This is a genomic window from Aquimarina besae (assembly GCF_042434905.1).
GTDB lineage: Bacteria > Bacteroidota > Bacteroidia > Flavobacteriales > Flavobacteriaceae > Aquimarina.
The window spans coordinates 3,693,125-3,718,326 of the sequence record NZ_CP170199.1 but is presented as its reverse complement, the minus strand read 5'-3'; the positions used below and the strand labels follow the sequence as shown (position 1 = coordinate 3,718,326).

General features: G+C 35.0%; 24 protein-coding genes and 1 tRNA gene. 17 read left to right on the top strand and 8 right to left on the bottom strand.

Annotation, left to right across the window (positions count from 1 at the left end; all coding sequences use genetic code 11):
• Positions 1-69: 69 nt before the first annotated feature.
• Positions 70-933 carry an anti-sigma factor gene (locus ACE94K_RS16480; protein WP_378174752.1) on the top strand — a complete coding sequence of 288 codons (864 nt, stop codon included), beginning with the start codon at positions 70-72 and terminating at the stop codon, positions 931-933.
• Between the two features lie 172 nt (positions 934-1,105).
• Here the strand turns inward: ACE94K_RS16480 and xerD are convergent, their stop codons facing one another.
• Both xerD and ACE94K_RS16470 read right to left on the bottom strand, forming a co-directional pair.
• Positions 1,106-2,002, bottom strand: a complete 897-nt coding sequence (gene xerD, locus ACE94K_RS16475; RefSeq protein WP_378174749.1) for a site-specific tyrosine recombinase XerD — start codon at positions 2,000-2,002, stop codon at positions 1,106-1,108.
• Between the two features lie 274 nt (positions 2,003-2,276).
• Positions 2,277-2,350 (bottom strand) — tRNA-Met (locus ACE94K_RS16470).
• A gap of 143 nt (positions 2,351-2,493) precedes the next feature.
• Between ACE94K_RS16470 and ACE94K_RS16465 the strand changes: the two genes are divergently transcribed.
• Together ACE94K_RS16465 and ACE94K_RS16460 are read left to right on the top strand one after the other, a co-directional pair.
• Positions 2,494-2,886: an START-like domain-containing protein gene (locus ACE94K_RS16465; protein ID WP_378174746.1), complete on the top strand. Its 393-nt coding sequence runs from the start codon at positions 2,494-2,496 to the stop codon at positions 2,884-2,886.
• A 65-nt stretch (positions 2,887-2,951) separates the two neighbouring features.
• Positions 2,952-3,800, top strand: a complete 849-nt coding sequence (locus tag ACE94K_RS16460) for an aminotransferase class IV (protein WP_378174743.1) — start codon at positions 2,952-2,954, stop codon at positions 3,798-3,800.
• On the opposite strand, the gene ACE94K_RS16455 is transcribed toward ACE94K_RS16460, so the two are convergent.
• The 5 genes from ACE94K_RS16455 to ACE94K_RS16435 form a co-directional block, all read right to left on the bottom strand.
• On the bottom strand, positions 3,797-4,357 hold the full coding sequence (locus tag ACE94K_RS16455) for a YqgE/AlgH family protein (protein WP_378174740.1): 561 nt from the start codon (positions 4,355-4,357) through the stop codon (positions 3,797-3,799). The genes ACE94K_RS16460 and ACE94K_RS16455 overlap by 4 nt on opposite strands.
• A gap of 130 nt (positions 4,358-4,487) precedes the next feature.
• A complete protein-coding gene (locus ACE94K_RS16450) occupies positions 4,488-4,760 on the bottom strand; it encodes an HU family DNA-binding protein (RefSeq protein ID WP_027391128.1) in 273 nt (90 codons plus the stop codon).
• A 186-nt stretch (positions 4,761-4,946) separates the two neighbouring features.
• On the bottom strand, positions 4,947-5,894 hold the full coding sequence (gene fmt, locus ACE94K_RS16445) for a methionyl-tRNA formyltransferase (protein ID WP_378174736.1): 948 nt from the start codon (positions 5,892-5,894) through the stop codon (positions 4,947-4,949).
• 6 nt (positions 5,895-5,900) lie between these two features.
• The gene (locus ACE94K_RS16440; RefSeq protein WP_378174734.1) at positions 5,901-7,793 is read right to left on the bottom strand and encodes an ATP-dependent DNA helicase RecQ; all 1,893 of its coding nucleotides are present in this window, start codon (positions 7,791-7,793) and stop codon (positions 5,901-5,903) included.
• Positions 7,794-7,804: 11 nt separating this feature from the next.
• Entirely contained in the window at positions 7,805-8,359 is a 555-nt protein-coding gene (locus ACE94K_RS16435; RefSeq protein WP_378174731.1) for an AAA family ATPase, read from the bottom strand.
• 181 nt (positions 8,360-8,540) lie between these two features.
• Here ACE94K_RS16435 and ACE94K_RS16430 point away from each other — a divergent pair, with 181 nt between their 5' ends.
• The 7 genes from ACE94K_RS16430 to murA all read left to right on the top strand — a co-directional run bounded on the left by ACE94K_RS16430 (position 8,541) and on the right by murA (position 15,381).
• Entirely contained in the window at positions 8,541-9,002 is a 462-nt protein-coding gene (locus ACE94K_RS16430) for a (2Fe-2S)-binding protein (RefSeq protein ID WP_378174728.1), read from the top strand.
• Positions 9,003-9,022: 20 nt separating this feature from the next.
• The gene (locus ACE94K_RS16425) at positions 9,023-11,185 is read left to right on the top strand and encodes a molybdopterin cofactor-binding domain-containing protein (protein WP_378174725.1); all 2,163 of its coding nucleotides are present in this window, start codon (positions 9,023-9,025) and stop codon (positions 11,183-11,185) included.
• A gap of 1 nt (position 11,186) precedes the next feature.
• Positions 11,187-12,257 carry an XdhC family protein gene (locus ACE94K_RS16420; protein ID WP_378174722.1) on the top strand — a complete coding sequence of 357 codons (1,071 nt, stop codon included), beginning with the start codon at positions 11,187-11,189 and terminating at the stop codon, positions 12,255-12,257.
• 19 nt (positions 12,258-12,276) lie between these two features.
• Positions 12,277-12,852 (top strand): NTP transferase domain-containing protein, encoded by a 576-nt coding sequence (locus ACE94K_RS16415; RefSeq protein ID WP_378174719.1) that lies wholly within the window; start codon positions 12,277-12,279, stop codon positions 12,850-12,852.
• 58 nt (positions 12,853-12,910) lie between these two features.
• Positions 12,911-13,204, top strand: coding sequence for a DUF493 family protein (locus tag ACE94K_RS16410; protein ID WP_378174715.1), 294 nt, complete (start codon positions 12,911-12,913; stop codon positions 13,202-13,204).
• A gap of 171 nt (positions 13,205-13,375) precedes the next feature.
• Positions 13,376-14,032, top strand: coding sequence for a DUF4290 domain-containing protein (locus tag ACE94K_RS16405; RefSeq protein ID WP_378184296.1), 657 nt, complete (start codon positions 13,376-13,378; stop codon positions 14,030-14,032).
• Positions 14,033-14,064: 32 nt separating this feature from the next.
• Positions 14,065-15,381: a UDP-N-acetylglucosamine 1-carboxyvinyltransferase gene (murA, locus tag ACE94K_RS16400; RefSeq protein ID WP_378174712.1), complete on the top strand. Its 1,317-nt coding sequence runs from the start codon at positions 14,065-14,067 to the stop codon at positions 15,379-15,381.
• A gap of 322 nt (positions 15,382-15,703) precedes the next feature.
• Here the strand turns inward: murA and ACE94K_RS16395 are convergent, their stop codons facing one another.
• Positions 15,704-17,014, bottom strand: coding sequence for a DEAD/DEAH box helicase (locus tag ACE94K_RS16395; protein WP_378174709.1), 1,311 nt, complete (start codon positions 17,012-17,014; stop codon positions 15,704-15,706).
• A 1,112-nt stretch (positions 17,015-18,126) separates the two neighbouring features.
• Between ACE94K_RS16395 and ACE94K_RS16390 the strand changes: the two genes are divergently transcribed.
• The 7 genes from ACE94K_RS16390 to ACE94K_RS16360 all read left to right on the top strand — a co-directional run bounded on the left by ACE94K_RS16390 (position 18,127) and on the right by ACE94K_RS16360 (position 25,174).
• Positions 18,127-18,699, top strand: coding sequence for a Crp/Fnr family transcriptional regulator (locus ACE94K_RS16390; protein ID WP_378174706.1), 573 nt, complete (start codon positions 18,127-18,129; stop codon positions 18,697-18,699).
• 268 nt (positions 18,700-18,967) lie between these two features.
• Positions 18,968-20,782, top strand: a complete 1,815-nt coding sequence (locus ACE94K_RS16385; protein ID WP_378174703.1) for an acyl-CoA dehydrogenase — start codon at positions 18,968-18,970, stop codon at positions 20,780-20,782.
• A 72-nt stretch (positions 20,783-20,854) separates the two neighbouring features.
• Complete coding sequence (locus ACE94K_RS16380; protein WP_378174700.1) at positions 20,855-21,631, top strand: SDR family NAD(P)-dependent oxidoreductase; 777 nt, start codon at positions 20,855-20,857, stop codon at positions 21,629-21,631.
• Between the two features lie 225 nt (positions 21,632-21,856).
• Positions 21,857-23,071 carry an acyl-CoA dehydrogenase family protein gene (locus ACE94K_RS16375; protein WP_378174697.1) on the top strand — a complete coding sequence of 405 codons (1,215 nt, stop codon included), beginning with the start codon at positions 21,857-21,859 and terminating at the stop codon, positions 23,069-23,071.
• Between the two features lie 3 nt (positions 23,072-23,074).
• Positions 23,075-24,127, top strand: coding sequence for a phosphotransferase family protein (locus ACE94K_RS16370; protein WP_378174694.1), 1,053 nt, complete (start codon positions 23,075-23,077; stop codon positions 24,125-24,127).
• Positions 24,128-24,139: 12 nt separating this feature from the next.
• Positions 24,140-24,775 (top strand): transglutaminase family protein, encoded by a 636-nt coding sequence (locus ACE94K_RS16365; protein ID WP_378174691.1) that lies wholly within the window; start codon positions 24,140-24,142, stop codon positions 24,773-24,775.
• A 12-nt stretch (positions 24,776-24,787) separates the two neighbouring features.
• Positions 24,788-25,174 (top strand): hypothetical protein, encoded by a 387-nt coding sequence (locus ACE94K_RS16360; protein ID WP_378174688.1) that lies wholly within the window; start codon positions 24,788-24,790, stop codon positions 25,172-25,174.
• Positions 25,175-25,202 lie beyond the last annotated feature (28 nt).

The following is a 25,202-nucleotide window of genomic DNA, read 5'->3' as shown; positions in this document are numbered from 1 at the left end:
TTGTTTGCTTTTTATAGTTATCATTACTAATGATTTGTATAATTTTATTTCATTAATTAAAAAGCAAAAATGATGACAAAAAAAATGCTGGCAATTGCTACAATTGCTTTAGGGTTATTAGGCGTTTCCTGTTCTAGTGATGATGGACCACCAGTAGCAAACTTAACTTTAGAATTGGTTGGATTAGAAGTTTTGACTAACGGAGCAACTTATGAAGGATGGTTAATAGTTAATGGAGAGCCTATTTCAACTGGTAAGTTTAATAGTGCTGCAAATTCATTAACATTTCCTGTAATCGCCTCTAATTTGGAAGATGCTACTGAGTTTATTTTATCAGTAGAACCACCAAATGATGCTGATCCTTCACCATCTAAAACGAAATTATTAAGTGGAACATTTAGTGGTAACGTAGCACAGGTTAATGTAAATACCGTTGTTGGAGATTTTTCTGGGGTTTCAGGAAAATTTGTAATGGCTACTCCAACAGATAATGTGGCAGACAATGATGAATTTGGTATTTGGTTTGAAGACCCAAGTGGCGTACAAACGGTAGCAGGTTTAAATTTACCTGCGCTTGCAGACGGCTGGAAATATGAGGGTTGGGTAGTTTTTAATAATATCCCGGTAACTACAGGAACTTTTAGTGATGTTGATAGTTTTGATGATGCGTCTCCATACAGTGGTAATGGTCCTTCACCAAACTACCCCGGAGAGGATTTTTTAAATAGCGCTCCTCAAGGACTTACTTTTCCAGAGGATGGAGATGTACGTGGAAAAACAGTCATGATTTCGATAGAGCCTTTCCCAGACTACAATCAGGCAACCCCGTTTTTTGTAAAACCATTAAGTGGAATTGCAGGTCAGAATGTAGCTCCTGCAGTTAATAATATGACTGCTACCAATAATGCTCCTTTCGGAAGAGTTTTAAGATAGAGCTAAATTAAATTTGATAAAAAAATCCCGACCATAATCGGGATTTTTTAGTTTGTTTATTAAAATCATTACTATTCATAGTTTTGGAAAAGATGCCAAATGCAACAAGCCTTTTATTTCCAAAATAAATTAAAATAAAATTTAAAATTGCATTAATGTACTTAGAATCCTATCATCTTCTGGGATGAAACGTGTTAATGACTTCACTTAAATGGCTCCTGTCTACGTGCATATATATTTCTGTTGTTGTGATGCTTTCATGTCCCAACATTAATTGAATAGCTCTTAGATCAGCTCCATTTTCTAATAAATGTGTAGCAAAAGAATGCCTAAATGTGTGAGGACTTATAGTCTTCTGTATTCCAGCTTTTTCTACAAGTCGTTTGACTATAGTGAAAATCATTGCCCTGGTAAGTTGCTTTCCTCTTCGGTTTAAAAATAAGGTGTCCTCATGTCCCTTTTGAATGTTAAGATGGTTTCTGATTTCATCTTTATAGGTATTAATATATTTCTGTGTTATGTCTCCTATAGGAACAAACCTTTGTTTATCTCCTTTGCCTGTCACACTAATGAACCCTTCATCAAAAAAAAGATCGGAAAGTTTTAGATTAATTAATTCACTTACTCTAAGTCCACAACCGTAAAGTGTCTCTATAATAGCTTTATTACGTTCTCCCTCGGGTTTGCTTAAGTCTATATGAGCGATAATAGCATCAATTTCTTCGATCGATAAGGTGTCTGGCAATTTTCTTCCAATTTTAGGAGATTCTATTAATTCCATAGGATTAGTTTCTCTGTAATCTTCAAAAACTAGATAATTAAAAAAGCTTTTCAAGCCTGAAATTATACGGGCTTGTGATCTGGCATTTACGAGTTTTGCGGTTGCATATATAAACTGTTGTAATGTGTTTTTTTCTATGGAAAGAGGAGAGGTTTGTATATCATTTTCCTCAAGAAATTTTAGTAACCTTTGTATGTCTAAGCTATAATTGATGATCGAATTATCAGATAATCCTCTTTCGATCCGAAGATAATGTTCATAATCCTTTATAGCATGACTCCATTTCATTTCTCTAAGGTATTAAAAGATTCACTATGATAATATTTGTTTGTTTTGATTATTTTTTTTCTTTAAAAAAGCTCCATATAGACCACTCTCAAGGGTTTATATTTTTTTTGTATATACTCTTGTTGCTAATGTATTATGCGATCGGAAACGGCTTATTAGATAAAAAAGTATACCTGGTATAACTTGTGATACTTTTTAGAATATGATAGATACATTACAAACCCTTCTATAAATTAAAAAGCCCTTAAAGATAAGGGCTTTTTTGAATTAACTGTAGCGAGAGGGGGGCACGATCCCCCGACCTCTGGGTTATGAATCCAACGCTCTAACCAGCTGAGCTACCTCGCCATTTAGATGCTACATCTTTTTAATTCGGGTGCAAATATAAAAACAAAATATATTGTAGCAAACAATAAAACAGAATTAATTTTTTTCAAATACTTTTAAAGTCAATAATTAATCTATATATTGGCTTACTAACAATTTATAATATGTCTGAAAAAATAAAATACGAACTCGAATTCGTCATACAATCCTCTCCTCAACTGTTATATCAATACATTTCAACACCCTCAGGGCTTTCTGAATGGTTTTCTGATAACGTGAATTCGCGGGGTGAAATGTTTACTTTTATTTGGGATGATAGTGAAGAAGAAGCGAAGCTTTTGAGTAAAAAAAGTGGAGAAAGAATTAAGTTTAGATGGGTTGCCGACGATGAAGAGGGGAACGACTATTTTTTCGAAATGCGTATCCAGGTAGATGAGATTACAAAAGATGTTTCTTTAATGGTTACAGACTTTTCTGATGATGATGAAATTGAAGAAAATAAAATGTTATGGGATAACATGATTAGCAATTTAAAACATGTTTTAGGTTCTGCCTAATTCCTATATTTTTAAATATGTATATTTGCCCCGCCCAATCATAATTGGAAATCAGGGGCTTTTTTATGGTTAATATCAATGGAAAAATAATAGCAGATAATGAGGCTACATTATCTATTGCCAATAGGGGGTATGCATATGGTGATGCATTATTTGAAACGATACGTGTAAATTCAGGAAATATTCTTTTTTGGGAAGATCATTATTTTAGACTAATGGCTTCTATGAGAATTCTAAGAATGGAAATTCCGATGAATTTCACTCCAGAGTTTTTACATCAAGAGATTCTAGATCTTATTGAAAAAAATGGATTAACGAATTCTTCTGTCAGAGTCAAAATAAATGTAAACCGTAAAGAAGGAGGTTTGTATACGCCATTAATCAATGCCGTGGATTATTGTATTTCTCTTACTCCATTAACTTCTAATTTTTACACACTTTCTCAAGAACATTATGAGGTAACTTTATTCAAAGATCATTATATCGCTTCCGATTTGCTTTCCACCTTAAAATCTAATAATAAATTGGTTAATATTTTGGCCGGTATTTTTTCAAAAGAAAATGGTTTTAATAATTGTTTATTATTAAATACCAATAAAATGGTGATAGAAGCATTAAATGGGAATCTGTTTTTAGTCAAAGGAAACAAAATTAAAACTCCACCGATTTCTGATGGTTGTTTAAAAGGTGTTTTGAGAACTCAATTGTTGAGAATTATTGAAAAATTACCGGACTATGAGATAGAAGAGGCTTCGATCTCTCCCTTTGAGTTGCAAAAAGCAGATGAATTGTTTATTACGAATGTAATCACGGGATTAATACCGATTACTAAATTTAGAAAAAAGGAGTATGATTTTGAAGTTACTCGAAAATTATTAGGCGTACTAAATGCAAGGATAAGAATTGGAGATTAGTTATAACTAGGATCCTCTGGAGCATTGGACCATAATAAATATTCTCCTCCTAGTTCGATCATTTTTTCTTTCCAGAAAGTATTATAAGACTTACCAATGATGTTCTTTTCATAAGTATTTTTGACGATAACCCAGGAATTAGCTTCTAACTCTTGAAGCAATTGTTCTGCATCCCAACCGGAATATCCTAAGAAAAAACGTATTTCTTTTGGAGTTATTTTATTTTCTGAAATTAGTTTAGAGACTACCGAAAAATCACCTCCCCAATAAATTCCCGAAGAAATTTCTACGCTATTGGGTATGAGATCAGGTATTTTATGAATGAAATACAAATTATCCTGTTCCACAGGCCCACCATTGTAGATTTTAAATTCTACTTCGATTTCAGGAACTAGATCCGATAAGACGTAATCAAGTGGTTTATTCATAATAAACCCTATAGATCCTTGATCACTGTGATCTGCTAGAAGTACAACCGAACGATTAAAGGAAACATCACCAATAATAGATGGCTCTGCAATTAGAAGATGTCCTTTCGCTGGTTGAAGTGATATCATAGATGGTGTAGTTTATATTAAAACTAAATAATTATTTCTAATAATCAAAACAGTTACGCAATTTTTACGGCGGATCATAAAAAAAGCCCCCTAAAAAGGGAGCTTTCTATAATATCAAAAACTAATTAAATTAGTTAACTGAACTAGATAAATCTGCACCAGCTTTGAACTTAACAACGTTTTTAGCAGCAATCTTGATAGTTTTACCTGTTTGAGGGTTTCTACCTTCTCTTGCAGCTCTTTTAGAAACTGACCAAGAACCAAATCCTACTAAAGAAACACGGTCACCTTTTTTAAGAGAACCTTCAACATTTCCTAAGAAAGATTCTAAAGCTTTCTTTGCTGCTGCTTTTGTGATTCCAGCGTCAGCTGCCATTGCATCGATTAATTCTGTTTTGTTCATAATTCTGTTTTTAAATTAATTGTTGGTTAAACCAAATTTTTGTTAAACGCTCTACAAATTTATACGGATTTATGATTCACGCAAGGATTAGCCCAGTAAATACGGGGTTTTGTTGATAACTCAAGGCGATTGTTAATAAACCACTATAATTTCTATGAATTTTCTTACTCTAGTAATAGCAAGGCCTCAGCCCATTTTTGCATCTTTATAAAAGGTGTATCCATTTAACAGTGCTTTGGTCTCCATAGCTTTTTTCCCCGGTAGCTGAATTTTATTCAAAATAATATATCCATTGGTGACAGCCACTTTAATTATGGAATCTTCAACGATTACTTTTCCTATGTCAAAATTATGTTCCTGTTGATCCATAGTAGCGTCATAGATTTTAATGGATACTTCTTCTCCTTTATTATATAGTGTACACCAAGCCGCAGGATAAGGACTCAAACCTCTAATAAGATTGTATATGGTCTGCAGATCTTTATTCCAATTAATTTTGGTGTTGTCCCGATGTAATTTATAAGCAGTTTTAAAAGAGTCTTCTTTAGGTTGTTTTTTTGTGGTAACCGCGTCATTTTCTATTTCCTTGATCGTTTCGATGACCAAAGAAGCACCAGTAGTCATTAGTTTATCGTGAAGAATACCTGCAGTGTCACTCTCTTTAATTTCTATTTCTTTCTGAAGAATAATATGACCAGTATCAATTTTTTCATCAATAAAAAAAGTAGTAATACCTGTTTTTCGTTCTCCGTTAATGATTGCCCAATTTATGGGAGCAGCACCTCGGTAATCGGGAAGCAAAGATGCGTGAAGGTTAAATGTTCCATATTCCGGCATATCCCATACTACTTTAGGCAACATTCTAAAAGCAACAACTATATTTAAGTTTGCCTTTAGTTGTTTTAACTCTTCAATAAATCCTTCGTCCTTTAGATTGGTTGGTTGTAATATTTTTAAATTTTTGGATACCGCATATTCTTTTACTGCAGAAGCTCTAAGTTTTCTTCCTCTTCCCGCAGGTCTGTCTGGAGCAGTAATAACTCCGACCACAGTATAATTATTTTCTATGATGGTTTTTAAGGTTTCTACTGCAAAATCAGGAGTCCCCATAAAAAGGATTCGTAAGTCTCTCATTATTTCTTATACTAGTTGATAGTTGTTATATGAATCAATTTTTATGATATTATGTTCGTTTAACTCTCTTAAAACCTGAAGTGCTATTTCTTCAGGACAGGTTAACTGAGTTAAAAGCTCTCTCGAAGATAAACCTTGCTTTTGTAAAAGAGTAATAATATTGTTTCTTATCTCGTTGGGATCTGTAAGTACATCATTGTTTGAGATGCATACACTGCAAATTCCACAATTTTTAGATTCTTTTTCTCCAAAATAACTAAGTAATTGTCTACTTCGGCAAATAGAGTCATTTTGTACAAAGTCGACCATTGCTTTTACTTTTTTAGCTTTCGAAGCACTCAATTCTTTAATATACGGTTTTACTCTATTAATAGTGTGATCATCTTCTCTAGGAACTAAAAAAATAATATTTGCATCTGTTAGTTGATACTCAAAATTTAATAACTCTGCATCTTGTAGTTTATTTAAAACATCAATTACGTTGTTTTCTGTAGTATTCACTTTTGAAGCAATCAGAGATAAATTAATAGCTACTTCCTCGTCAAAAACTCCACCATAGGTGCGTAGTATGGCTTTAGTTATTAATTCTAAATGTGAATGCTCTTCTAAATATCTGAGAATTTGATTTCCGGTCGTTGTAATATGAACTACGCTCTTTTTAGTAAAACGCTGAGTAAAATTAATGACGCTGCAACGGTCTAAAAATTGTAATGCATTGTAGGTTAGTAAAGTATTAAGGTGATAAGTTTTGCAAAAAGCATTAAAATTAAAACCGTGAGTGGTCTGCTCTCCCTCTCCGTAAGATATTCTAAAGTAATTACACAATTTACGATACACTAGTTTCACAAAGTCTACATCTGGCAGTACTTTAATGAATTGATTTTGTACTCGTAGAATATCATTTTCGTTCTTTAAAAGAAAAGCATAAGACATTTCTCCATCACGCCCAGCTCTTCCGGCTTCTTGAAAATAGCTTTCTATACTCTCCGGAATAGTATAATGTATAATCGTTCGCACATTTGACTTATCGATTCCCATTCCAAAAGCATTAGTAGCCACCATAATTCTGATTTCTTCTGATAGCCATTGCTGAAAGCGTTTTGTTTTTTCTTTTACATCAACACCACCGTGATAATATGTGGCTGCATATCCACTAGCATTTAAAAACTCACTGATCTCTATAGCTGATTTCCTATTTCTAACATAAATAATAGCGCTTCCTTGATAACGGTTCAGAATTCTTATCAATTTATCGTTCTTGTCCAAAATATGATACACCATATATCCAAGGTTACTTCTAAAGAAAGATTGTCTAAATATTTTTGGTTGAAATAAATCAAGTTCTTTGACGATATCCTTTATAACTTCAGGCGTGGCTGAAGCTGTAAGAGCGATCATTGGGACTGCGGGTTTCAGTTCTCTTAAAATTTTTATTTTCTTATAAGAAGGTCTGAAATCATTTCCCCATTGCGAAATACAATGCGCTTCATCCACTGCAATAAGGTTGATATTCATTCTTTTAAGCCGTTCTTTTACTAAATCCTGCTGAAGTCGTTCAGGGGATAGATACAAGAATTTATAATTACCGTAGATACAATTGTCCAATAGGGTATCTAATTCCGAATATTTAATTCCGCTGGTAAGAGCAATAGCCTTAATACCTTTTTGTTGAAGATGTTGAACCTGATCCTGCATCAAAGCAATAAGTGGTGAAATCACTATACAGATTCCAGGTTTTAGGAGTGCTGGTATCTGGAAACAAACAGATTTTCCACCTCCGGTAGGAAGTAGAGCAAAGGTGTCGTTGTTTTCAAGAATGGCATTGATAATTTCTTCCTGAAAAGGTCTGAAAGTATCATGATCCCAATTTTCCTTCAATAACTGAATAGGGGTAGACATCAATACTATAGCTATATTACGTGTTGTAATATAAAGGTACTACGTTCTTTTACATTTCCAAAAGGAACTTCTATACAATTATACCCAAATCCTGAATATATGTCTAATAAGTGATGATGAATCTGTTGTGCTTCTTCAAAACTTTCATAGCGTTGTTCATCAGAAACATAGATTTCTTTCCAAGGAGGTAACAAGAATATCTTGTCATAAGGGTAATTTTTACATGCCTTTATAAAGGTATCGTCGTACGTTTGATTAAAAAGATTCATATAAGCGAGCACATCCGGAATTCCTCTATCATAAAAGACGATTTCTTTATCATCTGCAATTTGATCATTATACTGATCAATTCTTCCATTTAATAACTGCATATTAAAGTCATACGGATCCGCAACAGAAACAATAGGGTTAGAAATAATTTCCAGAGAACTGTTATCCTTAGCTTCTTGGGTAATACTTCTGATAAATTCTGGAAAGCAAAAGAAGCCTTCTTGTTCAAGATTTTTGATGATCGATGTTTTTCCGGTAGAAGGCCCTCCGGTAATAACAATTTTGTGATGTGCCAAAGAAATAAATTTTATACAAATTTCGGAATTATAATGTGATTTTGAAAATACTTTGATAAGTATACCATAAAGCTCTGTTAAAGTTCCATTTGTACATATGTATTTTTAGTAACTTCAGAAACATAATAGTAAGAAATACGCTATTTAGACTAAATAAATACAAATCTTAAAATTTAAACTCATGCCTGTTTATAATCTAAAAGTAAATGGTCAATCACTTTCTGTAGAAACTGATGAAGACACACCTTTGTTATGGGTGTTACGAGATCATTTTGATCTTGTAGGAACTAAGTTTGGTTGTGGCATAGGACAATGTGGCGCCTGTACTATCCATGCAGATGGAGTGGCAACCAGAAGTTGTTTATTAAAAGTTTCTGTAGCTACAGAGATGGACATAAAAACAATAGAAGGTTTGTCTAAAGACATTTCTCATCCTGTACAACAAGCGTGGAAAGAGATTGATGTTCCGCAATGTGGATATTGCCAAGCCGGTCAGATTATGACAGCTGCCGCTTTCTTAGATCAAAATCCGAATCCCAGTAGGAAAGAGATTAGAGATGCTATGAGTGGTAATATTTGTAGATGTGCTTCTTATAATAGAATTGAAAAGGCAGTAGAACAAGCAGCCAGTAAATTAAGCTAACCAATTTAAATCCGATAATAATGAAACATATAACGACTCCTTCTGTAAGTAGAAGGTCATTTATAAGAACATCAGCGCTTGCTGGTGGAGGAATCTTGATTGGTTTTAATCTATTTCAGGCTTGTAAGCCAGAAGCTACGCCACCGACAGAGGTAGTAGACATTGCTGATCTTAATTTTAATGATTTTAATGCCTTTATTAAAATTGCCGATAATGGCATGGTAACTATTTTTTCTCCAAACCCTGAAATTGGACAAGGAGTTAAAACATCAATGCCTATGTTAATTGCAGAAGAATTGGATGTTCCGTGGGATATGGTACACGTTGTTCAAGGAGCTCTCGATACTAAAAACTTTACCCGTCAGGTTGCAGGCGGTAGCCAATCCATAAGACAAGGATGGGAACCACTAAGACAAACAGGAGCAACAGCAAGACAAATGCTGGTAAATGCAGCAGCAGCAAAATGGGGAGTTGATCCTGCTACCTGCAGTACAGAAAGCGGAATTATAAAGAATAGTAATGGTGATACGCTTGGTTATGGTGAAGTAGTTAAAGAGGCAGCTTCTTTATCAGTACCGGAAAATATTAAACTAAAAGATCCAAAAGATTTTAAAATTATTGGACAGGACATTCCTAATGTGGATGTCGATAAAATAATCACCGGAAAACCTTTATATGGTTTGGATTATAAAGAAGAGGGGATGTTAATTGCTTCAGTGGTTAGAGCACCTTCGTTTGGTTTAAAATTAGCTGACTATGATGATTCGGAAGCATTAAAGGTAAATGGTGTCAAACAAATCGTAGAATTTAAAAACAGGATTGCTGTTTTAGCTGATAATACTTGGTCTGCTATTAAAGCCAAAAAGAAACTGAAAGTTAATTGGAAAGAAGATACTAAGTTAGAAAGTACAGAGGAACATGACAAGATTCTTAGTGATTTATTAGAAGGAAATGAGTTTAATACTTTGCGATCCGATGGAGACATAAAAAGCGCTTTTGCAAATGCAGATAAAGTTTTGGAAAGAGTTTATGAATCTCCCTTTTTACCTCACAATTGTATGGAGCCTATGAATTTCTTTGCTGATGTAACAGATGAAAAAGTTAGGTTGATTGGTCCTATACAGACACCTGCAGGAACAGCTCGGTCAGTAGCAGAATTATTAGAACGTAATATCGATGATATCTCGGTAGATATGACAAGAATGGGAGGTGGTTTTGGCAGGAGATTATACGGGGATTTTGCTCAAGAAGCTGCCTTAATTTCAAACTTAGTCAAAAAACCGATTAAACTTGTATACACTAGAGAAGATGATATGAGTGCAGGAATTTACAGACCTGCAATAAAATATAAAATAGCAGCCTCAATAAAAGATGGACAGATAACTGGTTATCATCTTAAAGAAGCTTCAATTAATTCGAACATGTATGGCTTAATTCCGAATTTTTTCCCAGCTGGGGCGATAGAGAATTATCAAGTCCATGTTGCGAAATATGATAGTAATATAACAACGGGTGCGTGGAGAGCTCCTTATACTAATTTCCTTGCTTTTGCCGAGCAAAGTTTTTTTGATGATTTAGCAGAGTTAATGGAAGTAGATAATGTTCAATTGCGATTGGATTTATTGCAAAATGTAAAAGGAACAACAGACGAGAGAATACAATACTCGCCCGAGCGATTGGAACAGGTAATTAAAACTGCAGTTGAGAAATCAGAATGGGGTAAAAAACCGGAAGGAGTCTATCAAGGTTTTAGCTCTTATTATTGCCATAATACACACGTTGCAGAAGTAGCCGATGTTATTTTAGAAAACGATCAACCCGTGGTTAAAAAAGTTACTTGTGTGGTTGATTGTGGAATTGTAGTCAATCCATTAGGCGCTAAAAATCAGATAGAGGGTGGTGTAATAGATGGAATAGGACACGCTATGTATGGTGATTTCTCATTTAAAGGTGGAGCACCACAGTATACTAACTTTGATACTTATCGTTTGATTCGAATGAATGAAACGCCAATTGTCGATACCTACTTTATAGAGAGTGATATCGCTCCAACAGGTTTGGGCGAACCTACTTTACCACCTGCAGGAGCTGCAGTTGCCAATGCAATCAAAGCAGCAAAAGGAGTCCGGATGACTAAACAACCATTTGTTAAAAATATGGAAAACAAAGCAGTTCTGGGATAATATGACTCATGAATTTAAAGAAATAATTTCATCCTATCAAAAAGCGAGTCAAGAGGGAATACGAACCGTCATCGCAACAGTAGTGCACGTTGATGGTTCCTCATACCGAAGACCTGGAGTAGGAATGCTAATTCTGGAAAATGGACACATGACTGGTGCAGTGAGCGGTGGTTGTGTCGAAAAGGAAGTTTGGCTACAGTCACAATCGGTTTTTGCTACAGGTACCGCAAAGGTGATGACATATAATGGAAGATATAGACTTGGCTGTGAGGGAATACTATATATTCTGATCGAACGTTTCGCTCCAAGTAATGATACCGTGTGTGCAATACTACATAATTTGGCTTCCAGAATACCGTTCCAGATGGAGTCTTACTATACTAAAGATGGAGAGTCGAATGGTGATATAGGGTCTATAGTCTCTTTTGGAAATATCCAAACATTCAAATTCTCAAATCATTTCGATATTGATGCAGTTAAAAACAACGCTGGTCTAGCTTGTTTTAATCGAACAATGGAGCCTTGTTTTAAATTGATCATTATCGGATCAGAACACGATGCTGCAAAACTAAGTATAATGGCATCGGCCACAGGATGGGAAGTCGAGGTAGTCAATACACCCAAAAGTCTAAAAAATTTATCTGATTTTCCTGGAGCGAGTAAGATTAGATATCAAGCTCCTGAGGATTTAGATCTAGATAAGGTGGATAAACAAACTGCGATTATTCTGATGACCCATAATTTTGCTAAAGATTTATTGTATTTGCAAGCAATTAAAGATACACAACCTATTTACATTGGTTTACTGGGGCCTTCTCGCAGAAGAGAAAAGCTACTATCTGCCTTTATCGAATATTTTCCTGACGTTGCAGTTGAGTTTATGGAGTGTATTCACGGTCCCGCAGGACTCAATCTAGGTGCTGAAACTCCACAAGAAATTGCGATTTCGATTATTGCTGAAATTTTATCGGTAGTTCGTAATCAGCAACCTATTCCGTTACAAGATAAAATAGGTGGAATTCATGGCAATGCCCAGGGGAGAACAGTTGACAATATAGTGATCAATCGTTAAACAAATTGCACATATCATATTGGCAGCAGGCTCTTCTAGTAGAATGGGTAGTCCAAAACAGTTGTTGTCCTGGAATGGAGATTTTTTAATCTTACACGAAATACAAAAATCTCTATCAATTAATCAACTCACTACGTTTGTTATTCTAGGAGCTAATTTTGAAGTTATTAGAAGAGAAATTGCACATATGCCGGTAGAAATTCTTAATAATGAGAATTGGGAATTAGGAATGGGAGCCTCTATTAGTTTTGGAATACAACAGATCTTAAAAGGAGATAAAGATTTTGATGCGGTTTTGATATCCTTGGTTGATCAACCATTTATAGATAGGATCCATCTTTTAAATTTAATCTTAGAATTTAATAAAAACCAAGCAAAAATAATTGTTACATCAGACAAAGGTAAAAGCAGTGTTCCAGCGATATTTCCCCAGCAATATTTTAACGAATTATCACTTCTGGATAAAGATTATGGTGCACGTTACATCATCAAAAAATATAAAGGTCAAATAAGCTCCATTGATGGAACCGGTAAAACGGACGATATCGATACTATAAAGGATTATAAAGCTTTACTGCAAAGGATAAAAGAGTAACCGTAGCATTCTGATTTGTGAATGAGAACGTGTATCTTTGTAAAAAAATTGGTAATACATGAGTAACGCTTCTAATTCTGAAGAATTTTATAAAAAATTAAAGGTTCAATTGGCCGATACTGCGTTGTGGCCTACCTCTTATTTATACAAATTTATTGTACCAACCGATTCTGAAAAGGTAGGTCAGATTGAAGAAATATTTGATAATTTGGGAGCTGTGATTAATAAAAAACAGTCTAAAAACGGTAAGTATACAAGCGTTTCTGTAAATGTGCGAATGAAAAACCCTGATCATGTGATAGTAAAGTATAAAGAGGTTGCTGTAAAGGTAGAAGGAGTGATATCTTTATAGTTAAAAATATTTTACCCTCTTCAATAAGCATACTAATTTAATTTTAGTATTTTGCGAAACAATAAATGAGCAACTGAAAAGCCTGCACCTAAGCAATAATCTGTTTGATAACTTACCATCCCTTTTTAGATAAGCTCATATTACTTAGATTTTATGGACGTTAACAATCATATGGAGATTAATAATTTAGAATACAATACAGAGCGTGATAAGCTTATTATCCCGGAATATGGTCGTCACTTACAAAAGATGATTGATCAGGCGGTAGAAATTGAAGATAAAGAAGAAAGAAATAAAGTAGCAAAAGCAATAATTGCGGTCATGGGGAATTTGCAACCTCATTTAAGAGATGTGCCTGATTTCCAGCATAAATTATGGGATCAGCTATTTATCATCAGTGACTTTAAACTGGATGTAGATGCACCATATCCGATTCTTACCAAAGAAAAGCTAGAGGAGAGACCAGAACCATTAGAATACCCTCAAAATTTTCCGAAATATCGTTACTACGGTAATAATATTAAAAGAATGATTGATGTGGCGAATAGCTGGGAAGAAGGTGACTTAAAAACGGCTTTGATCTATACCATTGCCAATCATATGAAAAAGTGTTATCTCAACTGGAATAAAGATACCGTAGATGATAAAGCAATATTTAACCATCTTTTGGAATTAAGTGATGGTAAAATAGATCTTCGTGGTAGTGCGGAAGATTTAAGTACTGCTACAGATTTAATGAGAGGCAAGAAGAAAAGCTATCGTTCAGGTGGTTCAGGAAAAAAGAATTACAGAGGCGGTGGAAGTAATCGAGGTAAAAAACGCTATTAACCAATTCCAAACCCAATAACCATTCAACTTTTATGAGTACTTTTCAAATCGAAGGCGGGCATCAGCTCAAAGGTGAAATCACACCTCAAGGAGCTAAAAATGAAGCCCTGCAAATTCTTTGTGCGGTATTGTTAACCCCAGAAAAAGTAACAATTTCAAATATTCCAGATATCCGAGATGTCAATAAATTGATTGATATTCTTAGAAATCTTGGTGTAAAAATTCAAAAACTTGGTAAAGGTAAGTTTTCCTTTAAAAGTGATGAACTCAATTTGGAGTATCTTGAAAGTGAACAATTTAAACAGGAGGGAAGTGGGCTAAGAGGATCAATAATGATCGTCGGACCCTTATTAGGAAGGTTCGGTAAAGGATATATTCCTCGTCCTGGTGGTGATAAAATCGGACGTAGAAGATTAGATACTCATTTTGAGGGATTTATTAATCTTGGCGCAGAATTTAGATATAATAAGGAAGAACGTTTTTATGGAGTAGAAGCACCAGAGGGATTAACGGGAACTCATATGTTATTAGATGAAGCTTCTGTTACTGGTACGGCTAATATTGTCATGGCAGCAGCATTGGCAAAAGGAAAAACCACGATATATAATGCTGCTTGTGAACCATACTTACAACAATTATGTAAGATGATTAATGCGATGGGAGGAAAGATTGAAGGCTTGGGTTCCAATCTATTAAGTATTGAAGGAGTTGAATCTCTAGGTGGTTGTGAGCATCGAGTATTACCGGATATGATCGAAATTGGTTCGTGGATCGGATTGGCTGCTATGACCAAAAGTGAAATTACCATCAAAAATGTAAGTTGGGAGAATTTAGGAATTATACCTAATACTTTTAGAAAACTAGGAATTACGTTAGAACGTGTAGGTGATGATATATATATTCCTGCACACAAAGATGGTTATCAGATCGAAAGTTATATTGATGGATCGTTTATGACCATTTCTGATGCACCTTGGCCAGGTTTTACGCCTGACTTGCTGAGCATTGTGTTAGTAGTGGCAACACAAGCAAGAGGAGAAGTGATGGTACATCAGAAAATGTTTGAGAGTCGTTTGTTCTTTGTAGATAAGTTAATTGATATGGGAGCAAAAATTATTTTGTGCGACCCACATAGAGCAACTATCATTGGTCATGATTTTAAATCAACGCTAAAAGCTACGACCATGGTTTCTCCAGATATCAGAGCGGGAATCTCATTGTTGATTGCAGCATTGAGTGCGAAAGGTACCTCTACGATTCATAATATAGAACAGATCGACCGAGGATATGAAAATATTGATGAACGTCTACGTGCAATCGGAGCAAAAATTATCCGAGTAGATGCTTAATTAGCGGTCAAATAACACATAATTTAAAAAGAGGAACTGTTTTTTGTAATAGTTCCTTTTTTATATTTTTAAGTTTCTGAATTAAAATTATAACAGTTTAAAACATCTAATAAAAATTTTATCTAGTATTTAAACTTACATTCATTCTATCTGTAGCTTTTAGTTCCTCCTTTGATGGAGGATCGAGGAGGAGGATGTTTTTAAAGAAAGACCCATCCTAACCTTCCCCGCAAGGGAAAGGGTTTTAAATCTTGAAATAGAGCTATTTATAAAATCCGTCGATGTTAGTGTTTTTGTCTTATCAAAAACATATCGAAAACTCCTATATCATCGATACTCGTACTTTCTTTTTCTTTAATCTTGTATTAGTAACTTGCTCTATCACTTTCTTCGCTTTAGAAGCTTTTACGGCTACAAAAGCGCAATCAGGTTTTATTTCGATAATTCCTAGTTCGTCTTTGCTTAATTTTCCTTGTTTAAAGAATAGTCCTGCAATATCACCTTTAGAAATCTTATCTCGTCTTCCTCCAGAAATAAAGAGAGTTTTCCAGTCAGATGGCTTCGGTATAGGAGCATCTTCCAGTATCTCTTCTTCTGGATTTGTTATAAATTCCGGAAGCTCTTCATCTTGCCATTGTAGAATATAAGCAGTTCCATCTGCATTCATCCTGGCTGTTCTTCCGTTTCTATGCGTAAACTCTTGACTTTTAAGCGGTAGGTGGTAATGAATAATATATTTGATTTCGGGAACATCAATCCCTCTGGCAGCAAGATCCGTCGCTACGATAATTTGATGAGTTCCATTACGAAATTTGATCAACGCACGTTCTCTGTCTTTTTGTTCCATACCACCATAAAAACAACCATGACTGATTTTATGTTCTTTTAAAAAGTCACTCACTCGCTGAATCGATTCTTTATAATTACAAAAGATAATTCCTGGTTGATTACCGATATGACTTAGTGCTTTTACCAGTGTTGGTAACTTGTCTTTGGTGTCAGAAATAATGGTTTTGATTTGTAATTGAGAAGAACCTGTATCCAGATAATTGATTTGTACCGGGTTTTGTAACCCTACGAATTCTGGAATGGCTACTTCATGCGTAGCGGAGGTTAGTACTCTTTTCTGAATATTCGGTAACGCTTCTATAATTTCTGTCATTTCAGTTTCGAAACCTACTTCTAGTGATTTATCAAACTCATCCAGAACGATAGTATTGATATAATCTACGGAAAAGCTGTCTCTTCGTAAACGGTCTGCAACTCTTCCGGGAGTTCCAATAAGAATTGCAGGACGATGTTTTAAATCAAGTTTGTCCTGAGATCCTGATCTTCCACCGTAGACTGCATTGATTTTAAAACCTGTGCCCATATTTCTAGCAACTTGCTCTATTTGTAAAGCCAATTCTCTGGAAGGCACAAGAATCAACGTCTGGATCTCTGTGCAATCTGAATCTAATGCCTCAATGATGGGCAGTAAAAATGCAACTGTTTTACCTGTTCCTGTAGGAGATAATAAGACAACATTATCACTAGATGAAATCGCTAGTTTAGCTTCTTCCTGCATAGGATTTAGCGCTTCGATCCCCAGTTTTTGTAAAATATGTTGTTGATTTTTCATAGTACTTGACATCTGGCAAAGGTACAGTTAAAAGAGAAATATGCGAATGTTTTTTGAGAAGAGAATTACTAAGGAAAGATAAAACTAATTATCAGATCTATTACATAAATATTATCGTTCCAAAGCATGGTTTTAAGAATCTTTTTTCACCAGTATAAGATTTGTTTTGTGTTAAAAATATTGAAGCCTTTGAAAGATTTTAGCAAAATAAATGCGGTTTTTAGCATAGTTAAAAAATACCTTGAAAAAAGCGCCTTTTCTTTTGTTTCGTTTTCTTTGGGCGAACAAAGAAAATGAAAGTTAGGTTCAATATAAACGTATGTTTATACCTTCCTAACTGCAATGTCTTTTTTAATTAGCCTAGGAACTTTTACAGTCGATAAGAGTACGGAATAAATAAAAGAATGAATGTCAATGTAGTAGTAATACGGATCAAAGTTATTTGGTGATTATTTTAAATATTGTCAATAATTTGATAGTTATCAACAATATAGCTGTATTTTATTGGGATTTTTCCCTCAATTTTGTTGATAACCATCAATATTCACAGGTTTTTGTTCATAAAGTCGATGTTTTTCACAGTTTTATCTAGGTTATCAACAATTTTTGTAGGAAAATAACACTTATAAACAATTTTATGAACAATTTTTGTGTTTTTTATCGATTAAAATAAGTTTTATATATAATTATTAACATTAACTCGATGATAATGTTGATTATATGTTAATAACTTTGTATATTTACTTCAGTTAAACCTTAAATCACACAGTTATGAATCATCTTTATTCTTCTATTGACCTTATTTTAAAGAATGTTTTAGATTTTTTAAGAGACCTTCCCGGCGCATCTAGTTATGCGATCCGTAAATAATAATAAATTGTTTAGTGTAGTTTATAAATAGTAGGAGAGGTTGTTTCCCATAAACAACCTCTTTTTGTTTTCCGTACACTGAGCTTGTTGAAGTGTAAAGGAAAATAATAGTATTACCTGATTTTAATAGATCCTATCTTGATCATATAAAAGGACCAGATTTATACAATGATTACTAATATTCCTGGGATAACTGCTAGCACACTTGCTCAATACCCAAATATTTTGTTCTTTCGCTATCACAGCCATACATCTTGAAAGATTTAGAACAAAAAATACGCTCTTTTACACCCGTTAGTGACTCTGAAATGGAGTTCGGGCTACAGTTTTATAAAAAGGAAACCTTTAAAAAAGGGGAGTTTCTTGTAAAACCTGGTCAGCACATTCGGAATTTTTATTTTATGAAGCAAGGATGTGTTACCTTTTATACCATAGAAGAAGGAATTACAAGAGTTATGGAGTTTTACACAGATGGTTCTTTCTTTACGGATCTTTATCCTTATATAGAGGAAATTCCATCAGAATCATATCTGGAAGTTACAGAAGATTCCACAGTATATGTCATTTCTAAATCAGATGCCTTAAAAGTTTTTGATCATTCGCATGCTTTAGAACGTTTTGGACGATTGTCTATGCAAAAAGCTTTTATCAATAACTTCCAGCGTATTAATCGGATGAAAAATTTATCGAACCAAGAACGTTATTTACAATTATTAGAAAAGCGACCATCACTTTTTCAACGTGTTCCGCAATACCTAATTGCTTCTTACTTGGGATTAACGCCTGTAGGACTCTCTAAAATCCGCAAAAGACTGAGTAAAAAGTAATAAAGATTCATTACTAGTAGACTTTGGTTAGATTAGTATTTTATAACTATTCAGCTATTTTAAAACCTGCGATGTTCCTTCTTCTTGGACGACAGCGCTATTGCGATGGGCGAGATGAGGTGCTGTAGTTTGGATGAGATATTTTTTTATGTCTAAAACCAAAGAATATCTTAAAATTCATATTTATTAAACCAGTTTAATTAGAATCTACTAAATATTCACGAAATTTATTGAGTTGTTAATAATCAACTTCTTAAAACTTCACACAATGGCTAAAGAATATATAGATTTAGATACCCTGAAATACCTTTTATATGATGTTCATCAATTAGAAGAAGTGTTACAGCAAGATCGTTTTGCTGATCACGATAAAGAATCCCTAGACTTATTTTTAAATTCGGTTAAAGAATTCTCAGATCGGGAATTGTTTCCATATTTTAAAGAAATGGACGAAAAACCCGCCTACCATAAAGATGGAGGCGTGGTGGTTCATAAACAAGTAGAGGTGATGATGAAAAAAGGAGGAGAGATGGGACTCATTTCTGGTACCTTTGATTATGAAGCAGGTGGATTACAATTACCGATGATGATGTATACAGCCTCTGCCTTTATTCAAGATGCGGCTAATAATCATTTACCGGGTTACGTAGGACTAACCCTTGGTGCAGCAGAGTTAATTATCCATTTTGCTAATAAAGAATTAAATGACACCTATGTTCCTAATATGCTTTCTGGAAATTGGGGTGGAACGATGTGCTTAACAGAACCACAAGCTGGTAGTTCTTTATCAGATGTGGTAACAAAAGCAACACCTCAGGAAGATGGTTCTTATAAAATATTAGGACAGAAAATTTTTATTTCTGGGGGTGATCATCAATATGCTGATAATTTTGTGCACTTGGTTTTAGCTCGTATCGAAGGGGCACCCGCAGGAACCAAAGGAATATCTTTATTTATTGTTCCTAAAAAACGTCCTGATGGAAATGGTGGTTTGGCAGCTAATGATGTAACCACAGTTGCTGATTTCCAAAAAATGGGTCAGCGAGGATATTGTACTACGCATTTAGGTTTTGGTGATGCGGATGATTGTAAAGGTTGGTTAGTAGGAGAAGCAAATCAAGGGCTTAAGTATATGTTTTTGATGATGAATGGTGCTCGTATTGCGGTGGGACGAGGTGCTGCTGCGATTGCTACAGCAGCGTATCAAGCTTCATTAGAATATGCAAAAGAACGTCCGCAAGGTAGAAAACTGGCCAGTACAGGTAAAAAAGATCCTGAGCAAGGACAAACACTGATCATTAATCATCCCGATGTACGTAGAATGCTGTTGTTACAAAAAGTAATTGCAGAAGGTTCCTTAAGTCTGGTGCTGTTAGCTTCGAAATATTATGATTTCAAAGAAACATCACAGGATAAAGCTGAAAAAGAGAAGTATAGCTTGTTGTTGGAACTGATCATACCGATGGTAAAAACCTATCCATCGGATATGGGTGCGCACGCAGTTTCTAATGGATTGCAAGTTTTAGGAGGTTACGGGTTCTGTTCAGACTTTATACTACAACAATATTATAGAGATATCCGAATTTTCCCTATTTATGAAGGAACCACAGGTATACAATCTCAGGATTTATTAGGAAGAAAACTTCTGATGGAAAATGGCAAGGCTTTAGAATTGCTTAATAATGAAATAATGCAAACCGTCCGACAAGCCTCAGAATATGATGATCTTAAAGGGTATGCGAATACATTAGGACAAAAGCTGCTGTTAACTCAAAAGGTAATAGGTTTCTTAGTTGGTTTTGCTAAAAAAGGAGATTATGAACGTTTTCTGTCGGACGCAACACCGTTTATGGAATTCTTTAGTAATATTACGATAGCCTGGATATGGTTAGATATGGCGGTAAATGCTAAAAATGCCATTATAACTGGAAAAAACACTTACTCTGAAGAATTTTACGAAAGCAAGATTCACGCGATGAAATTCTATTTTAAATATGAATTACCTAAGACCAGTGGTCTGGCAGAGATTCTGATGGATGAAGAAGTATTAACAATTGCAGGAGAGAAAGAGGTTTTTAATTAATTCATTTTCCTCATTTTATCATTATAGCATTAACCCATTTTATCATTAAAACATTAATTCATTAACTACCTAATGAACAGCATAAAACAATCATTTAATTTAGAAGGAAAAGTAGCCATAATAACAGGCTCAAGTAAAGGAATCGGAAAATCCATAGCACAGGGATTGGCAGAACACGGTGCCAAAGTGGTTATCAGTAGCCGAAATCAGGAAGCTGTAGATGAAGTGGCAGCCGAGTTTAAAGCAGCTGGATTAGAGGCTGTGGGTATCGCTTGTCATATTGGTAAAGCTGATCAACGAAAGCAGCTTGTTCAAAAGACAATCGAGCATTATGGCGGAGTTGATATTTTAGTAAATAATGCAGCAATTAATCCTATTTATGGTCCTATAGAAGATGCAGAAGAAGAAGTATTTGATAAGATTATGGATGTGAATGTCAAAGCACCGTGGATGTTATCCAATTTAATCTTACCATCTATGCAGGAACGTGGTGGTGGCAGTATTATTAATATTGCCTCTGTGGAAGCTTTACATCCTGGAGCAGGATTAGGATTATATAGTACTAGCAAAGCGGCTTTATTGATGCTTACCAAAAACCAGGCGAAAGAATGGGGACAATACGGAATCCGTGCCAATGTATTATGTCCGGGATTGATCAAAACGAAGTTTAGTGCGGCACTTTGGCAAAACGAAAAGTTACTGAATAAAATAGAAAAGACGTTACCAACAGCACGTATGGGAATGCCTGATGAAATGGCTGGCGTGGTATGTCTATTAGCTTCAGAAGCAGGAGCTTATATGACCGGAAGCGTGTACAATGCGGATGGAGGTTATATGATTGCAGGCTGATACACGTTTTTGGGCGTTCGAGCGGACTTTACATTGCAATTCCTCTTCGCCTGAGGCGGATGCGGGATTTCCATTACAAATGCTTTGTATTCACGATTTCTTAAAATAATAGAAATCAATGAGTAATCCCTAACGCAAAAGAAGAATTAGATAAAAATACTAACCTTTAACTTCAGTTTTTTACTGTATTCATGTTGAAGGTCAATAGCATTAAGATATTATAATATGAATTTTGAGTATTCAGAAAAAATTATAGAACTCCAACAAAAGCTTACCGCTTTTTTTGAAGAACATATACTACCTGTAGAAGAAGAGGTAAACACCTTTATCTACAATCCTGTTAACCGATGGAAACCATGGCCAGGAATGGAGGACTTAAAGGCAAAAGCAAAAGCAGCTGGATTATGGAACTTGTTTTTACCCAAAAGTTATGGAGACCTAAGTCCAGGATTAACAAATCTTGAGTATGCACCTTTAGCAGAAATTATGGGGCGCATATTATGGTCCTCAGAAATATTTAATTGCAGTGCTCCTGATACAGGAAATATGGAAGTGTTAGCCAAGTATGGTTCGCCGGAGCAACAGCAACAATGGTTAGATCCTTTAATGAATGGAGAAATTCGTTCTGCTTTTTTAATGACAGAACCACAGGTAGCTTCTTCTGATGCTACTAATATTGAGACTTCTATTGTTAAGGATGGTGATGAATATGTGATCAATGGTACAAAATGGTGGTCGTCTGGTGGAATGAATCCCGATTGTAAGATTGCTATTGTGATGGGAAAAACGGATCCAGACGCTCCAAGACATCAACAGCAAAGTATGGTATTGGTACCTATGGATACACCGGGATTAAAAATAATCAGACCTTTATCAGTATTTGGATTCTATGATTCTCCAGAAGGTCATGCGGAGATTGTTTTAGACAATGTACGAGTACCAAAAGAGAATTTGATTTTAGGAGAAGGTAGAGGATTTGAGATTGCACAAGGTAGATTAGGACCAGGTCGTATCCATCATTGCATGCGTTTGATTGGGATGGCACAACGATCTTTAGAATTAATGTCCAAACGTGCCGCAGAACGCATAGCTTTTGGAAAAACGTTTAAAGATTACAGTAGTATTCGTCAGGAGATTGCCCAATCACAATGTGACATTGAACAAGCCAGATTGCTAACACTGTCCGCAGCGGATAAAATGGACAAATTAGGTAATAAAGCATCCAAAGACTTAATCGCAATGATAAAGATTGTAGCACCTAATATGGCATTAAAAGTAATTGATCGAGCTATGCAGATACACGGCGGAAAAGGAGTAGGTCCTGACACGCCTTTAGCACATTTTTTTGTTGCTGCAAGGATGTTGCGTCTAGCCGATGGTCCAGATGAAGTGCATATGTACCAGTTAGGAAAAAGTGTGATTAAAAAATACTCAGAATAAAAAATGCAAAACGTACGCAAAGGCGAAGAACTAAACGAAAAAACTTTAAAATTATTCCTTCATAAAAAAGGATTGATAGATAATGACCAAAGTAGTTGGCAGGTAGAACAATATACACATGGGTATTCTAATCTTACCTATTTATTAAAAATAGAAGAGAAAGAATATGTATTGCGTCGTCCACCTTTTGGAGCAATTAAGCGAGGGCACGATATGGGACGAGAGTTTAAGGTACAATCAGGTGTGTATAAAGCATTTCCGAAAGTGCCAAAAATGTATGCTTTTACAGATGATGAAAGTATTCTAGGTTGTCCTTTTTATATTATGGAAAAAGTAGATGGTATTATTCTAAGTGCCCGAGAAGCTAAAAAAAGGAATGTTTCGGCCAATGATTTTAAAACCATTGCTGATTCCTGGTTGAATACCTTTGTAGCCCTTCATGATATAGATTATAAAGCAGTAGGGTTAGAAGATTTAGGTAAACCACAAGGCTATGTGGAGCGACAAGTATCGAATTGGGGAAAACAATACCTTAATGCAGCTACAGATGATGTTCCGGCGGCAGAGAAGGTGATGAAATGGATGAAAGAACATCAACCTAAAGACTATAGATATAGTTTGGTTCATAACGATTTTAAATATGATAATGTAGTTTTTAAAGACGATAGCTGGAAAGAAGTAATAGCAGTGCTGGACTGGGAAATGGCGACATTAGGAGATCCTTTAATGGATTTGGGCACGTCTTTAGGATATTGGACGATGAGCAGTGATCATGAGTTCGTTCAGCAAGGTATTCCGTCACCAACCATAATGGAGGGAAATCCAAGCCGAAGCGAGATTGTAGAGCTATATGCGCAAAAAAGCGGAAGAGATGTAGATCATCTTATATTCTATTATGCTTTCGGACTTTTTAAAATAGCAGTAATTGCTCAACAGATTTATTATCGATATAATAAAGGGCTAACGACAGATCCTCGTTTTGCACAATTAAACAAAGCAGCAGAATTGCTTTGTAATCTAGCTTGGCAAGCTATTCAGACCAAGAAAATAGATTAAATTTAGGTTATAATGGATTATTTAGAGGCAACATACTATTTTGATTATGAATCGGATGAGATCCAGAATATTATTAAAGAATTTAATACGGATACATTAACTCCTAAGGAGAAAGCTATACGGTTATACCTTAAAGTAAGAGATAACTGGTGGTATGATCCATACCATATAAGCCTGACTAAAGATGCATACAAGGCTAGCTGGACTGCAAGAAAAAGTAGCGGTCATTGTCTGGACAAATCTATACTCCTGATTGCTTGTTTACGAGGATTGGGAATTCCTGCAAGAATTCATCTTGCCAAGGTGAAAAATCACATTGGTGTGGAGCGGTTGATAGAAAAATTTGGCACTAACGAATTAACACCTCACGGGATGGTCAATGTTTTTCTTGACGGAAAATGGCTAAAAGCATCTCCCGCTTTTAATAAGGCGCTATGCGAAAAATGTAACGTGGCTCCTTTAGAGTTTGATGGAGAAAAAGATTCCATGTTTCAGGAGTTTGATAATGACGGAGGAATTTTTATGGAATATATTGAAGATTATGGACATTTTGAGGATCTTCCATTTGATTTTATAATGAATAATATCAAAGAGCATTACGCCGAAATTTTTCAACAATATGAAGGACTCACAGAAATTCGATTATAAAATATAATCTCTATGACCAATACATTTACAGGAATCACACAAAAGCAGTTTCATGATTTTATGGAATTTGAAGTCGATGGACCTTTTCAGATGATCAATCTTTTGAAGTTTAAGGATAAAGTAGAAGAAACCGAAACCACTGGAGCAGAGGCTTATGCACAATATATGAATGCGATCCTACCTTTTTTCCAAGATACAAGTGCCAAAGTGATATATCAAGGCAAGCCTTTGTTTGGTTTAATCGGTCCGGAAAATACTATAGAATGGGATAAGATACTGATTGTAGAATACGAGAGTAAGCAAGAATTTATAGGAATGATCACCAGAGAAGGGTATCCTGCTGATATGCGGAGTCGTGCCTTATCAGATTCCCGATTGATTTTGTGTACTTCAAAATAAATATAGAATAACCAACTTAAATAAGTAT